The organism is Lachnotalea glycerini (assembly GCF_003201285.1).
Lineage (GTDB): Bacteria > Bacillota > Clostridia > Lachnospirales > Lachnospiraceae > Lachnotalea > Lachnotalea glycerini.
In genome coordinates, this window is record NZ_QICS01000005.1 from 214,819 (window position 1) to 229,860 (window position 15,042).

At 35.0% G+C, this 15,042-nt stretch carries 12 protein-coding genes; all 12 read right to left on the minus strand.

Annotation, left to right across the window (positions count from 1 at the left end; genetic code table 11):
* Positions 1–156: 156 nt before the first annotated feature.
* The 12 genes from C8E03_RS11930 to C8E03_RS11985 all read right to left on the minus strand — a co-directional run bounded on the left by C8E03_RS11930 (position 157) and on the right by C8E03_RS11985 (position 15,042).
* Complete coding sequence (locus C8E03_RS11930; RefSeq protein WP_170122985.1) at positions 157–3,495, minus strand: ATP-binding protein; 3,339 nt, start codon at positions 3,493–3,495, stop codon at positions 157–159.
* Positions 3,440–4,099, minus strand: a complete 660-nt coding sequence (locus C8E03_RS11935) for a DUF4194 domain-containing protein (protein ID WP_094377825.1) — start codon at positions 4,097–4,099, stop codon at positions 3,440–3,442. Before C8E03_RS11935 ends, C8E03_RS11930 begins: the two co-directional genes overlap by 56 nt.
* Entirely contained in the window at positions 4,083–5,498 is a 1,416-nt protein-coding gene (locus tag C8E03_RS11940; protein ID WP_110291146.1) for a Wadjet anti-phage system protein JetA family protein, read from the minus strand. The genes C8E03_RS11935 and C8E03_RS11940 overlap by 17 nt, the downstream gene beginning before the upstream one ends.
* A 14-nt stretch (positions 5,499–5,512) precedes the next feature.
* Entirely contained in the window at positions 5,513–6,277 is a 765-nt protein-coding gene (locus tag C8E03_RS11945) for a DUF6062 family protein (protein ID WP_094377827.1), read from the minus strand.
* 145 nt (positions 6,278–6,422) lie between these two features.
* Positions 6,423–7,346 carry a cysteine ABC transporter substrate-binding protein gene (locus C8E03_RS11950; protein ID WP_094377828.1) on the minus strand — a complete coding sequence of 308 codons (924 nt, stop codon included), beginning with the start codon at positions 7,344–7,346 and terminating at the stop codon, positions 6,423–6,425.
* A 19-nt stretch (positions 7,347–7,365) separates the two neighbouring features.
* Positions 7,366–8,139, minus strand: a complete 774-nt coding sequence (locus C8E03_RS11955; protein ID WP_094377829.1) for an amino acid ABC transporter ATP-binding protein — start codon at positions 8,137–8,139, stop codon at positions 7,366–7,368.
* A 10-nt stretch (positions 8,140–8,149) separates the two neighbouring features.
* Entirely contained in the window at positions 8,150–8,827 is a 678-nt protein-coding gene (locus C8E03_RS11960; protein WP_094377830.1) for an amino acid ABC transporter permease, read from the minus strand.
* A complete protein-coding gene (locus tag C8E03_RS11965; RefSeq protein WP_094377831.1) occupies positions 8,796–9,467 on the minus strand; it encodes an amino acid ABC transporter permease in 672 nt (223 codons plus the stop codon). The genes C8E03_RS11960 and C8E03_RS11965 overlap by 32 nt, the downstream gene beginning before the upstream one ends.
* Before the next feature lie 372 nt (positions 9,468–9,839).
* Entirely contained in the window at positions 9,840–12,410 is a 2,571-nt protein-coding gene (locus C8E03_RS11970; RefSeq protein WP_110291147.1) for an ATP-binding protein, read from the minus strand.
* Between the two features lie 175 nt (positions 12,411–12,585).
* Complete coding sequence (locus C8E03_RS11975) at positions 12,586–13,278, minus strand: LiaF transmembrane domain-containing protein (RefSeq protein ID WP_094377833.1); 693 nt, start codon at positions 13,276–13,278, stop codon at positions 12,586–12,588.
* The gene (locus tag C8E03_RS11980; protein WP_094377834.1) at positions 13,275–13,736 is read right to left on the minus strand and encodes a LytTR family DNA-binding domain-containing protein; all 462 of its coding nucleotides are present in this window, start codon (positions 13,734–13,736) and stop codon (positions 13,275–13,277) included. Before C8E03_RS11980 ends, C8E03_RS11975 begins: the two co-directional genes overlap by 4 nt.
* A gap of 247 nt (positions 13,737–13,983) precedes the next feature.
* On the minus strand, positions 13,984–15,042 hold the full coding sequence (locus tag C8E03_RS11985) for a hypothetical protein (RefSeq protein ID WP_110291148.1): 1,059 nt from the start codon (positions 15,040–15,042) through the stop codon (positions 13,984–13,986).

Here is a 15,042-nt window from a genome sequence, read left to right on the forward strand (position 1 = left end):
TATATTTGTTATACTTTATATATATCACACATTATTAGCACTGTCAATAGTTGAGTGCTAATAATAATTTATTTCCAAAAATCCCATATTTTATCTGAATATTCAACCATTGCAAGAAAGCGGTCAAATCAAGATCAACTCACTAGGAAACAATGTTTAATTACTTATATTCAACAATTTTTGAAATTCACTTTTTTCAAATGGCTGAATTGAAATATGATTTTTATTTGGATTGGCAAAAACAAAAGTTTTATCCACATAATCCACATAGTTTTGGAGCTTGTCATTGGTTGCGCTGATAATTGCTTGAAAACCCATTTTTCGTATCAGTTCTACGCAGCTTCCAACCTTTTCCCCATCCATTTTAGAAAATGCTTCATCTAAAACAACTAATCGGATGGTGGGATTTCTTCTGGAATTTTCTTTTGTATGAATCTTATAGATCTGAGCAAAGCTTGCTAGCAGAGCGATATAAAGAGGATTCTGTCCTTCTCCTCCTGAGTTTTTTGATAACATCTTGCTTAAGCGCATCGGTGGCATCCCATCAATCAACTGTTCCATGTCAAAGGATAAATAAGTTCGATAATCCGCATATTTCTCCATATGAAAACGTGCTTCTTCCAGCTCCTTAGTATCACAGTTTTCCGGTGGCATAAAGATTTCAATCAGCTCATTAATTAACTCACCGTAGTTTTCAGTATGTCCTTTCGAAAACAAATCTAGCTGATTCTCCATGTGATTGGACAATTGCATTGGATTTACCTCCAAATTCTCATCCATAAACATATTGTAAAACTTTCCATCTTCCCCCTTATTTTTTGTAATGATAAAGCGATATTTTTCCTTACCAAAGTCAGAGCTTGACAATATTTTATTTAACTCATCCTTTTGCTGCATTGCTTCTTTTATAGAATCTCGTATTTTATAGATAAAATCAGTTTTAAAATGATGAATTGCAGTTCTTGCCTGACTTGCCGCCTTTTCACTAAACTCTTGCAGCTTGTCGCTTTTTAGCTTGTTAAGCAATTCTTCAAAGTCTTTATTATCTCTACCCGTTGTCGAATACCCCCGAAAGGAATACTCTCTTTGATAATTCTCCCGGATATGAATTAGCTTCTCATACTCAGCATTGGCACTGCTGTCTACTGAAAACTTTTTATTCATAAGCCAGTTTTTTAAGCGCTCCGGCCTCTCACCTGACTTTTGTCTGATTAACTCCTGAAAGCTTTCCTCCTGCCGCTCGTCTTTTACAAAATCCTTTTCCTTTATCACAAGCTCACCGGTCAGCATGGTTCGTTCTTCTTTAAAATCTATCAGTGCTTTCGTTTTTGACCTTTGTTCAACGATAAAATGCTCTTTTTGTGTTATCTTTGCCTTTAATTGTTGCTCTAGTAAATCTTTCTTTTCTTTCCACTCCCTGATATCTTTTTCTTTTAATCCTTCGATCTTAATCTCAAGAGATTCTTTTTCTACCTGTCTGGGTTTCATTTGTTTAATGTCCAATAAGTATTTTTCGTAGACCTCAAGATCGTCTTGCAAGGGTTCAAATGCCAGCATTTCCTTATATTCACGTAGAAGCTCACTGTATGGACTTTTCTCCTCTTTGATTGAATTCAGTCTTTTGTTAAGCCGTATCATTCTTTGTTCGATTACATTTTTCCCTATATAAGCAAAATCTGTGTAGTTCCTTGGATTCATATGCTGTATTTTATAATTATGGTAGAGCAGGCAGTCCATTGTTACCGCGCTCTTATTCTGCCTTAATTGTTCTGTGTTTTCACACTTTATTACGCTTCCCATCAGGTAATCCACATATGCTTTTGCATAATCAACTTCACTTAATACCTCATTTGCTAAAGAATTGTCTAATACAGGCTTGGAAGCCTTCATCACCCGTTCTGAATCAATAACAGACACTTTATAATACTTCTTCACATCCATCGTATGATAAATCTCAATGGCCGCTTTCGCGTACTTAGGAGAAACAATAAGGGACAACTTGTTGTTTCCCATATAGCCTTCTACTGCATTTCTCCATAAATCTTCTTTTACCTCCAGTAAATCAGCTACTATATGAACCTCAATTTCCTTATCAAAGCGCTCTTTTAGCTGCTCTTTTAGCAATTCTCTTGCTTCATTTATGTATGCCGGATATGCCTTTTTCCCTGCTTGAAGCTCTTTCATTTCCTCATAAAGCTCCAACGACTCTTTTTGAAGTGTCTTAAGCTTTTCCTCTACATCATCACGATCTCTTTGCAGATTGTCTCTTGCTTTCTTTAGTGCTGACTGCATCTGAGATAGCTGATTGGAATTAGTTTGGTAACTGATAAAACCTTCTATATAAAGCTTAATCTCATCTGATAAAAATCCCATATCAAGCCAGCCTTCTAAGCCTTTTGCTATTTTATCATATTTTACCTTACTGCTATTTAAAAATTCAAGTAATTGATTCATTGACCTAAGCTCGGTTTCAAGGTGTGTATAGCCACTGTTTTCAATTGCAATCATAACCTCATCACGCTGCTTTTGAAGCTGTTCAATCTCTTCATCAACTGCTTTAATTCTTTCCTCCATCCCGTCTAAATCACCCTGATAAACACCTTGTTTTTGAGCTATTTCCTCCATGCGCTGTTCTATTGTATATATGTCTAATTTATCTATCTGATATTGATATTGCTGTGATTGCTTCCATCGCTTTTGAAAGTCTTCATATTGATTATGAATCTCCTCTAGCTTCAGAATCTCCCGTCTTGTGTCCTCTAAGCGTCTTCGCAAACGAACATATTGAATCACACTGTCTTGCATATCTTCGATATGAATATTTTTTTCCATACAAATATAGTTTTTTACAAAATCCTCCAACCTCATATTCATTCGAAATGGAATCGCTTTTTTAAACAGTGACGGAAACTTCTTATCGTCAAGACCACCTAAATAGGTTTCATATAATTTAGCTCTAAACTTTTCATTGGTTCTGCTATAATCCCACTGCTCCTTTTCGTATTGACCGTTCAGCCATTCTTTAAGCTCGCGTATAGACATTGGCCTGTCGCTTTGTCTGTAATTATTGACAGGCAGACGGCCTTTATGCCAGAAAAACATTCTTTCTGCATCATTAGCCGGCACATCAATATCAAATATAATTCCAACACACTGATACTCATCTTTTTCCATATTCTTAAATTCTAATACAATTGTAGTGGAAAAGTTCTGATTTCTCAGATAACCTGCCTCATCGTTTTCCGAAACTACTTTCATTCCCCTTAGGTATTCCATCAAGGTTCTGTCCGAATCATCCTTTGCTGCCTTATTAAAAAAGCCGCGCCCATTTGTATCGGCATATAATAAGAGCTGTAGTGCATCGAGTACTGTTGATTTACCGCTTCCTGAATGTCCCGTAAAGAAGTTAATTCCAGTACTAAAGGATAATACTTTTTTATTAATATAATGCCAATTGTTCAGACACATTCTCGTCATCCCCTGAAATGCAGTCATCTTCCTCCTCCTCACTTTCCTGATATTGTGTAATAATGTTTCGTACTTCTTCTGCATGTAATAATAAATTAATGGAAGGATATAAGATTAGATTAGTTTCTCCTTTTATCTCACCATCAAAATCGAGTAAATCGATTATCTGATATTTACGAAGTACTGTTATCGTTTTTTTGATTTCTGTAATGGGAAGTGCTTTATTATCCCATAACCGAAACAGATTGATTTTATCGTAAACCTCATCAAGTGAAGCATAGACATGTACAGCATTTGATACGCTGTTCATCTTTTCTTCAAAAATCAGTTTGAGTAAAAGGATAAAAATTGTTGTCAGCTTACTTAATTTTTCTCCCAGCAAATGACTGCTTCTAAGAGCCATCACGCCGTACTGCCTGTTTTCGATTAGTTCAATGCCTGCTATTTTGAAATATTCCATAAGAAATTCAAGGTGTTTTTCACATACTCTGTATTCTTTGTTGTATTGATATCTGGCTGTCTTTTTGTCATATTTTCGCTCTAGTATAAATGTCTGAGCCTGCAAAAGTGATATGGTCTTTGTCACTTCTTCCTGTTCCTCTTCTGTGAGGTCTTTATAGTACTGAATCATCGCGCTCCTCCTTGTTTTCTTGCAATGTCTCTTTCTTTAATTCAAAGGTAAGCTTTGGATAGCTGTATCTGTCATTTTGGATGATGGCTTGTTTGTATTTATTGACCCGAAACGGACTTTTCTTTCGTATGCTATAGTCGTAGGCCAGAATAAGCAATTCAAATTCTCCCTGTGTCTTAACACTGGCTTCATTGGTTGTGTATACTCCCTGTTCCATTCTCTGTAAAATAAAGCTTTCAATCTCTTTTTTACTGTATCTATTTTTATTTTGATTCAGCTTCAGTATTTCTTCTAGGCTTAAGTCTTCTGTTGCATTTTCTTCTGTTGCAATGGTATCTTCAAACGTCTTTTTTTTCCCTCTCTTTTGATACATTGCTTCTTGTGAAATGATAGTAAAGTCATTAAGCAATATGGTATCAGCGATTTTTTCCAGTATGCTGTCCTTTCGCCTTTCATTCATCATACCAAGCAGCTTCACCACATTTCCTTTGACATTGTCATCATTATTTAGCATATATTCCAAACGTCTTACCGTAGCTCTTATATATTTGCTATGCTCTGAATCAATACGTGCAATTCTTTTTTCCATATTGGCAACGCCGCGCTCTACATGGTCAAGGATTTCATTCATTTCTTGTTCTATCTTTTCAGAGTCTATCCGGCTTAACTGCATCCTCTGTCTCAGCATCAATTGTCTTTGCTCATCTTCTCTAATTTTCTTTAGAAGTGTTTTGATATCATTTTTATAGATATAGAAATTATCGCCTGTTTTTAACAGCGCATATTTTTTATTAACAACATTTTCTACATAGCCGTTTAAATGCTCTTGCAACAAAGCTTCATAGCTTTCCTGCTTTAATAATGCCTCGAAAAATTTATCCATATTGTGAAGCATGTCCTGAAGTGCCCGATTTAGCTTTGCTGTATTAACCATGGCGGTCTTAAGCAGCTCAATACCTGCCTTATTGTCATGATAAAAAGAATAAAGGTTTGTATAAACATTCTGAATGTATAAATCAGTCTCATCTGCTTGAGGATTGTCAAGCTTTTGAAATGTCTCTATGAATATAGATGCATAATCTGGAATTACGACATTCGTTTTAAACGCTCCGTAATCTTCTATCTTACGAAGCCATCCAAACTTTACTAATTTCGTGAAAATCCGTGTTGCAATAGGCTCAAGCTTATCGGTATCCTCCTCTGTATCATCTGCTGATATATCTACCAAACGATTTGAAAAGCAGTCTGCCAATAGCTGAATGCAAGTTTCTTTACTAAGGAAATAATCATTATAAAGATATTCATCGTAAATTAAAAGTAACGATTCAATATAAATATAACGATTTCTCGACTTAAATAAACTAAAGAACTGCTCTGGTATATTATAAATTCCTTTCACACTTACCTCCCAGGTTATCGATTGCCTTGATAGCTTTTCTCTGCCGGATATCCACCCTTTAGTTTTTGCATGCCTCTTTGTAATGCATCCCTGGAATTTTTCCAGTCTGCATCTGCATTACGATAATCATACTTATCCACCAGCCACGAAATATCCTGCTCCATTCTTGCCATGTTGTTCTTCATAATTGGAAATACCACTTGCGTGTACTGTATATGTTGCTGCTGATTCAGCTTAGATGCTGCAAGATTTGTTACCTCCCCAAAATGATGCAGGCAAAAACCCTTCGAATGTTTGATATGCTCGATAAATTCAGGCTGATTCATAAATAAATAGAAAAAGGTATCCAAATATCTATTATAGGTATTTTGAATATAATCACAGACAAAGCAGGTGCTTTCTTTTTGTGCCATCCATTCTGCAAGCTGATTTGACTTGAGATTGTTAGGTTTTTTCAACTTATTTAAAAATGTCTGTTTCTCTGGAGCGTATTTTTCTAGCTGCTTCTCCAACTCTTGATTTATTTTCTTTATATGAGTTTTTAAAATTAAGGCATTTCCTAATGAATTTCCATACTGATACATTTTCTTAAAGTGATGCCTGCAAAAACCCATATGATCGGTTTGCTCTCTGATGTCACTTTCCATATAGGAAGAACAAGCGCCTAGTGTAAAATCTAAGGCATCTTGTTCTAATTTATTTTCAATGTAGCAAAATGGACACTCATCATCAGCCTGAAAAGCCTCTATCAGCGGTATTGTATATAATTTTTCTTTCATTTTGAACCCAGCTTTCTATTCTTGCTCTAATATTTCGCTTTATTATATCATAATTCAGATAAACTTAGCAAAGGCTGAGCGTTTGCTCAGCCTTTGTGAAAATTTTACCTTTGTTATGTTTCAACTTATCTTTATAATACAAGCTCTACTGCTCTATGACTCCACCTTCTACAACCAGGCTTTCAGGATCTGCGGCGTCACCATATACTGGTGCTAATGTTTCTACATAATCCTTATGAAAGAAACTTTCATCTGCAAGACTTACGATTTCATTATTTATCCACTCTAACAATTCGGTATTACCTTTTTGTACTGCTGGTGCAATGGTATCAATGTTTCCAAGTGCATCGACGCCTACAGAAAATCCATCATTCTCAAGCGCCCATGCCAGCACCTCGGTATTGTCAGTTGATAAAGCATCTCCACGACCATCTAATAATGCATTATAGGCCTCACTGTATTGATCAAACTTAAGAAGTTCTACTTCCGGATAATTCTCTGTAAAATAAGTTTCAGCCGTAGTTCCCTTACTGACAATCAAAGTTTTGCCATTTAGCTGGCTTGCATCCGTAATTAAAGCACTATCCGGGGATACTATACCAAGTGCTACTTTCATATAGGGAAGCGCAAAATCAACCTGCTCGGCACGCTCCTTAGTAACCGTAAAGTTTGCCAATATGATATCAACCTTTGCAGTAACTAAATATTCCACTCTGCTTGCTGCCTCAACTGGCACATATTCTACCTCCACACCCAGATCTTTTGCAATTCTATTTCCTAAATAAACATCATAACCTTGATATTCTCCATTTTCATCTACATAACCAAACGGTTTTTTATCACTGAATACACCGATTACGATTTCACCACTTTCTTTAATCTGTTCCAGTGTTCTTGCCGTCCCATTTGAGGTTTCCTCTTTTGCATTGTCATCCTTTTGCGTATCTGTAGTTTCTGTTTTTTGTTCTGATGAAACGTCATTCGTAACCTTAGAGGAACTTGCACAACCGGTAAGTGCCATTGCTCCTAAGGTTAATGTTAATAATACTGCCAATAATTTTTTCTTCATATCATTTCCTCCTCGTTTTCTATTTATTTGAATCGCTATGTTTTACGACTTCAAAATCAAATACATTTAAAAACTGCTTTGCCCGGCTTGTTTTGGGATTTTCAAAAAACTCCTGCGGTGTACTCTCCTCGATTATCCTGCTTTGATCTAAAAAGATAATACGGTCGGCTATTGCTCTGGCAAACTGCATCTCATGTGTTACAATTACCATAGTACCGCCTTCCTTTGCCAGTTCTAGCATCACATCCAAAACCTCACGAACCATTTCAGGGTCGAGCGCTGCTGTAATTTCATCAAACAACATTACCTGAGGATGCATGCAAAGTGCTCTTACGATCGCAACTCTTTGCTTTTGCCCCCCAGAAAGTTGTCTTGGATAAGAATTTCTTTTATCAAGCAAACCAACTCTTTCAAGCAGCTTTTCTGCCTCCTGTGTCGCATCCTTTTTATCTCTGCCTTGCGCTTTGATAGGTCCTAACAAAATATTTTCTACAATCGTTAGGTGTGGAAATAAATCATAGCTTTGAAATACCATTCCTATCTTCTGCCTTACGAAATGCATTTTCTTATCCTGATTGCTGATTTTCTCTCCATTGAGATAGATTCCTCCTTCCTGAATTGTCTCTAATCCATTAATGCAACGAAGCAAGGTACTCTTTCCACAGCCTGACGGTCCTAATACGACGACTACTTCACCCTTGTATATATTAATATTAATATCATTTAGAATGACAGTATCATCATATTTTTTCTTCAAATGCTTTATTTCTAAAATTTTTTCATCATTTTTCATTTCTTCTACCTCAATTTTTCCATCTCTTCTCTAAACATGCTGAGAGCCTTGATATCGGATAACATACAATAAAATATAAGAAAAAAATAAACGCATAAACCCATAACGACGCAGATGGAACTGTAAGTCTGTTTGCTTCAATAATCTGTTGTCCAACCTTAACCATTTCAACCACTCCAATCAATACTATTAAAGATGTAGTTTTAATCATTCTGGTTATTAGATTAATGGCTAAGGGTAATAGCCGTCGAATCGTCTGCGGAATAATAATATAACAATATATCTGTAACTGTGTTAATCCTATGGCTTTACCACTTTCATACTGATGCTTTGGAATCGACTGCAAGGCTCCCCTTACCAAATCTCCCATCTCCGCTGTACCCCATATGGAAAAAACAATGACAGCCGCTGTTTCACCTGTAAGATTTATTCCAAATGCCTTAGTCAAGCCAAAATAAACTAAAAACAATAGCACGAGCTGAGGCATAATACGGATGAATTCTAAATAGACTCTTGTAATTGCTCTCGTAATCGGATTTTTTCGATTCATCACCATACCAAGTAAAATTCCAAGTACAATTGAAATTGCTGCGGATAAGAGTGATATACGAAGAGTAACCCACAAGCCGCCCAATAATCGTATTAAGTTTTTACCTTCAAAAAGAACTCTGATTCCCAAATCCTGCATAGCGCATTTTCCTCTCTATAAGTGTAAAAATAATTGATACTGGAAGTAAAATAACCAGGTATGCCATTACTAACATGAGCAGTGCTTCATCGGTCTTATAGTACAGTCCTATTAAATCCTTAGCAACATACATTAGATCAGCCAAAGCAACTGCACTAAATACCGAGGTTTCTTTAATTAAAAAAATAACATTAGCACTAAATGCCGGAATTGAAACTGTAACCGCCTGCGGTAAAATAATATAAAGAAATACCTGCATTTTCGTCAGGCCTATACTAAGACCAGACTCTCTTTGGATATTTGGAATTGATTCCAATCCGCTTCGAAATGCTTCGGCCATATAACTTCCACCTAAAAATACCAAGCCTGCTATAGCACAAGACTCTGAGCTAAGCCGTATTCCAATTTTAGGCAATCCAAAATACAAGAAGAATAACTGAATCAGCAATGGAGTATTTCTTGACAGCTCTATATAAATATCTACTATTTTATGTAAAATTGGTATCTTGATATAGCGAATCAAACTGCATATAAATCCAAGTAAAACAGAGAATAAAATTCCAATGAATGCTATGAATACTGTTAATCTTGCAGCTTCTACATACATAGGAAGATATTTTGATATAAATTGTATATCCATTTGTCAACCTCTTTCTATATTATTTTTTAATTCTATATTGAACTGACATGAAGAATAGAGTTAATTAAAATTATGAATTGTAATAAGCTTTCATTCCTTTTGTCATATCTTAACCATTCAGATCATTTCCTTATACTTTTAAAATATTTTTTACTGTTTTTATTTCTTATTGTTTAATTTCATAAAACATATAATTCATATCGATTAAGTATGTTTTAAAATAATACTATTTTTTACTTCAGAAGTCAAGAAGAATTTTTAATATGAGAAAAAAGCAAAAAAATAGAACAAACATTCAAAAATGTCTATTCTATAAAAGGGTAAACTTATTTCTACTCTCTTAAATACGATTCTATACTCCTAACCCCTTAATTAAATATCATTCCCTACAATTAAATTATTTAGCAGCTCACAAAACTGTGACATTTCAAATGGCTTTGCTAAATGTGCATTCATACCGCATTCTCTAGCTCTTGCAATATCTTCTGCAAATACATCAGCCGTCATGGCTACAATAGGTATTGTTTTTGCTTGTTGATGAGTACTTTCACGAATTGCTTTTGTTGCCTCATAACCATTCATAACAGGCATCTGAACATCCATAAACACAATATCATAGTAACCATTTTTGCTTGACACAAATTTATCAAAGCCAATTGAGCCATTAGCCGCAGTTTCTACACTTGCTCCCAGCTTTTCAAAAAGCTGCGTTGCTACCATTACATTTATTTCATTATCTTCTACTAATAAAATTTTAACTCCACTGCAATTAATATTAGTATTAATTTTCTTCTCTACCTTGTCCTCCGCTAAAATATCTGACTTATCCATAATCGTGCCTGCAAACTCAAAAATAAATTTTGAGCCTTTTCCAACTTCACTCTCCACCCATATTCTTCCACCTCTGGCTTCTACCATGCTCTTAACAATTGATAATCCTAATCCAGTTCCTTCTACTTTGTTAATCGCACCTATGCCATCGCGTACGAATGGATTAAATATAGCCTCCTGCATTTCTTTTGGAATTCCAATTCCATTATCCTCTACACTACATCTAAAATAAGCATATTCTTCCTTAGTTGATTTAATCTCTTCCAAGGTTAATAAAATGTGTCCTTTGTCAGGAGTAAATTTATTAGCATTGCTAAGCAAATTAATAATAATTTGCTTTAATTTTAATTCATCCCCCTTAATAAGCTGATGCTGCAAATGAATAAAACGCGTTTCGAAGGATTGCTTCTTCTCATCAATAAGTGCCCGATTCATAGATGCAATATCCTCTATCAACGCCCTCAAATCAAATTCTTCCTCTGCAAATATCAGCTTCCCGCTTTCTATTCTGGACATATCTAAGATATCATTAATAATACTAAGCAAATGCTTTCCCGAAGAATCAATAATATTCAAATGATTCAGCACCTTTTCCTTATTGTCAATATCCATTTTAGCCAGCTTTGTCATTCCTATTATTGCATTCATAGGAGTACGAATATCATGGCTCATACTGGATAAAAATACTGATTTTGCTTTATTTGCCTGCTCTGCTGCTGCAAGTGCATTTTTTAATAAATCGTTCTTCCTTTCTTCTCTTTCAAAAATCTCTGTGATATCAACTCTAGTCCCAATTATTACCTGATCCATTGCATCCATGTAAACATAGTAGCTCTTTTTCCAACGTATCCTGTCATTTGACTCCATGACACGGTAGTAGATAATAAAATACTTACTTCTTTCCAATTGCTTCGTTATTTCCATCAGGGATGTGTCATGTATATATTGTTCCCTATCCTCCTCATACACAAACTGAGCCGCATAATGATAAACCTCTTTTTCATAGTTATGATTGACTCCCAATGGTAATATGATGTCTTGATTGGTTTGATAAAGTATATAGGTATTATGCCTGCGATCTATAACCGTAATTAAATCATAGTCCAGACCTATAACGATTCTCATAATTTGCTCATTCATTTTCAGGTTATTGATATTACGTGAATAAATAAAACCTTCTATATCTCCGGTATCAGGATTTTGAATCATATGAATCACTGTAGTAATCCATATAACTTTTCCCTCTATGATTACCTTATGGTCAAAAGTTAATTGAGAGGTTCCTTCATAAAAGCAGTTGAGCAGATTCTTTCTCGTAAATCTTTTCTTATACTCACTTGCTATTTCTAAATCAACATTCATTTCATATTCTTTCTCAAAAAAACCATCTACCGTTCCACTGCTTTGCAAATCTAACACCTGAGGAATGTTGCTATGACCATCCCCACACCAATTCTTTGTTAAATTAAAATGAAAGGAACCTATTACATCCTTATCGACACAGGTATGGTAGTAGATTTCTTCCTTATATTTTTTCTCTATATCTTTTTCAATTGTAATGTCCTTACAGGTTCCAACCGCCTTTGCCGGTTTTCCAAATTTATCATATAGGGTCGTATAGGTAACTCTCATTAATCTTTTTTGTGAACTTTGCGGAATTTTCATCCAAAATTCTCCAACCACCACAGGTTCTCCAGCATATACCTTTTCATACATCTGTAAAAACTGATCAAGGCTTTCTAAGGTAACATAACCAGCCTCTATCAATGACTGCGGAACATTTTCAAAAATTTCCCTCATGCCGTGTTGGCACCCAGACTGGTTTGAGCAAATAATTCGTCGATTTACTATGTCAAGCTCCCAGAACGTAAAATCCGCATTTTTAGATGCAATTAAGTATTTTTCTCTACTTGCTTTTAAGTCTTGTGCTATTTTCTTTACTTTTAAGTTCTCCGTAATCAAAAAAAGTATTACAATTGCAAAGATTGATAAACCAATTCTATAATAGGTACACTCATCCTTTAAAGCATAAACGAATCTGGGTATTATAATGTAAATAAAAACTGCTAAGGCTGCCATTAAAATAAGTATACTTTGATGCATTTTTCTCATTAGTAACCCCTCCCATATGAAGCTTATACTCTTTGATAATTATATAGCATATAAGCTTCAAAAGCAATGTTGAGGGATATGATATCCTATAAATTGTATTATTTTTTTGTTTAAACAAAGAGCCAGCAGCACCCAAACTATTTCCTGTTAGAATAGAAAATTCGTAAGCATCTATCTAAACATATATAATCGTAATTCCTGCAAAGTTTGAGCTTCCAATCAAAGTTACACTTGGAACACCTGTGCTTTGGTTTCTATTCTTCTCTTCAATTGCTCCAAAGGATACATCTGCTTTGTTAATAACGTTCCAAGACTTTGGAATATATAGTTCTACACCTGCAAAGGAAACGTTAAGCTTAATGATTGCACTGCCATTTTGTATTACAGCATTATCAAAATAAACTTTCATTGCACCAAAAGAGCAACTAAGAACAGACTGATGAAAATCCTCTGAATTTACATATTTGATACTTGAACCAAAGGTAGTTTCAAAGTTAAAGCTGCTTTTGTCCTCCTGGTCAATAATTTCTGAAAAAATCTCTTCCTTTTTGGAGTGTACAAAGTGGCACTTATTGTGAAAAATAATAGATAATCCAATACTGCCAAACAACGCTGCACCTAGAACCGGCCATGGAGTAATCTCTGTAATACCCAGTGGTTCTGCATAAATAATACATAAGAATGCAATTGGAAATAAAATTCCTGAAAAGTTTAGATATCTCACACTCTTAATCATACATGCAACCAAAAATACGGAAATCACCAGGCTGAAAACATTTAACTCTGCAAAATAACCCAGTCTGCTTACAATCATAAATAATCCTGCCAGAATAAAAAACAATCCCCAGAATACTTTATCTCTTTTCATACGCTCATCCTCTTTTCTTCTAATTTCTGCTTTAATAATTTATAATAATATCTTGATACATACACCTGCTTATGTGTATTTTGGAATTGAACAATACTAGAAGCTGTTAAATTACGGCTAATCGAATAGATTTGATTCACATTTAATATGGCTGATTTTGATACTCTCATAAAAAATCCCGGTAAGAGTTCCTCTAATTCATAAAGTTTATATTTTGTTTGATACACATTATCTAATGTGTGCACACATATACCGTTTGCCTCTGTTTCAAAAAATAAGATTTCTTCCAGTAAAAGATAATATTCTGTATCACCCTTATAAAATACAAAACGCTGCGCCTTAGAGGTAATATCGGATACTGCTTGTTGTATTTTTTGAATATCCGTATTCAGCCTGCTGCATCTTATCACAACTTCTTCTTCGATTAAGTTTTCATCCACTTCAATTCGTATTTTCATTTCCTCATCTCCATAATGCTATTATAACAAGAAAATTTTCGCTGTAAACAGCTTTTGGGTTAGTGGTAAAATATCAGAGGTAAGTGGTTATATTATATTACTATCATAGATAAAGATTATTTTTATTACTATCTAAAAGTGATTTCGTTTTTAAATTAGATAATAATTAAAAAAAGGACTCCATAGAAACTAATTCCTTTCTACAAAGTCCTATTCAATCTAATCCATTATTTGTTTGTTCATCTTTCTATGATTCAGTTGCAATCAGCGTATACATTGCTATCTCGTTAATCTCTCGATTGGTAGATATCAGAATATCCTTATTGTCTTTAACAAAATGATATACATTGGCCGGACCACAGTCTTTATCTATTATTTCAACTTGATATGTTTTCTCTGTCGCATTGTAAGTAAATGCCATAAGATTTCTCTCTCCCTTTCGATGTCCAATAACCACTGTCGGTCGGCCACACAACATTCCTCCATAAATAGCATGTGTAAATTCTGCCGCTTTATCATACTCATACACCTTTTCAAAAGTCCCATTTACCCGCTTGTATATACTGATTTGATCTCCATGAAACGGAGATAAGACAGCAAGTTCCTTTTCACCATCCAAATCCAAATCAATCAATACTGCATCACTTGCAGGTGTATCTAGCAATTGCTTGATGCTCCAATCTCCTTTAGGACTTTCTGGAGGTATAAACTGGAATACTCCGCAATCTGCTGAAATAATGCAGGTTTTTAAGCCATTGTCACTTACACGGTAATAACCATGATTTTTAAGCATATTATCTTTGATTACTTTCATTTTTAACTGGTGCTCCTCATCAAATACGCTCAAATCATCCGGAAGAACCGCTGCATATACCTTTCCTGGCATAGACCAGTCATCCTTATATTCATGTCCGGATTTTAATGTACAGGCAATCAGATAATTGACTCCATTACGGCTGACTATGTCAAAGCGATGCACATGTGAAAGCTTTACTAACGTTCTAATCTCCCAATCTCCTTTTGAAACAGGGGTAACAATTACTATTTTTGATTCCTTGGAATCATTAGGTGAATAAAACCGCTGTGTTGCGAGGAACTGACCATTGCTTTTAGGAACTTGTACCATACTCATTGCCCCGCCCGGTTCTGTCCAAACTGTATCCATCTCATTTCCGTCATCATCAAATAAAATACAACGGTCTGTTTTTTCGGCCGCTACCAAAAAATGCTGTTTTCCTTCATATATTAATGGTGCTATGGAGTAGCATTTGTCTAAATTAGAAATTACTTTTTTATTTACTTTCAT

Bases quoted from the DNA above. Each gene is read 5' to 3' on its own strand.
- C8E03_RS11930 (WP_170122985.1), bottom strand. From the start codon at position 3,495: ATGACTGCATTTCAGGGGATGACGAGAATGTGTCTGAACAATTGGCAT.
- C8E03_RS11935 (WP_094377825.1), bottom strand. From the start codon at position 4,099: ATGATTCAGTACTATAAAGACCTCACAGAAGAGGAACAGGAAGAAGTG.
- C8E03_RS11945 (WP_094377827.1), bottom strand. From the start codon at position 6,277: ATGAAAGAAAAATTATATACAATACCGCTGATAGAGGCTTTTCAGGCT.
- C8E03_RS11950 (WP_094377828.1), bottom strand. From the start codon at position 7,346: ATGAAGAAAAAATTATTGGCAGTATTATTAACATTAACCTTAGGAGCA.
- C8E03_RS11955 (WP_094377829.1), bottom strand. From the start codon at position 8,139: ATGAAAAATGATGAAAAAATTTTAGAAATAAAGCATTTGAAGAAAAAA.
- C8E03_RS11960 (WP_094377830.1), bottom strand. From the start codon at position 8,827: ATGCAGGATTTGGGAATCAGAGTTCTTTTTGAAGGTAAAAACTTAATA.
- C8E03_RS11965 (WP_094377831.1), bottom strand. From the start codon at position 9,467: ATGGATATACAATTTATATCAAAATATCTTCCTATGTATGTAGAAGCT.
- C8E03_RS11970 (WP_110291147.1), bottom strand. From the start codon at position 12,410: ATGAGAAAAATGCATCAAAGTATACTTATTTTAATGGCAGCCTTAGCA.
- C8E03_RS11975 (WP_094377833.1), bottom strand. From the start codon at position 13,278: ATGAAAAGAGATAAAGTATTCTGGGGATTGTTTTTTATTCTGGCAGGA.
- C8E03_RS11980 (WP_094377834.1), bottom strand. From the start codon at position 13,736: ATGAAAATACGAATTGAAGTGGATGAAAACTTAATCGAAGAAGAAGTT.
- C8E03_RS11985 (WP_110291148.1), bottom strand. From the start codon at position 15,042: ATGAAAGTAAATAAAAAAGTAATTTCTAATTTAGACAAATGCTACTCC.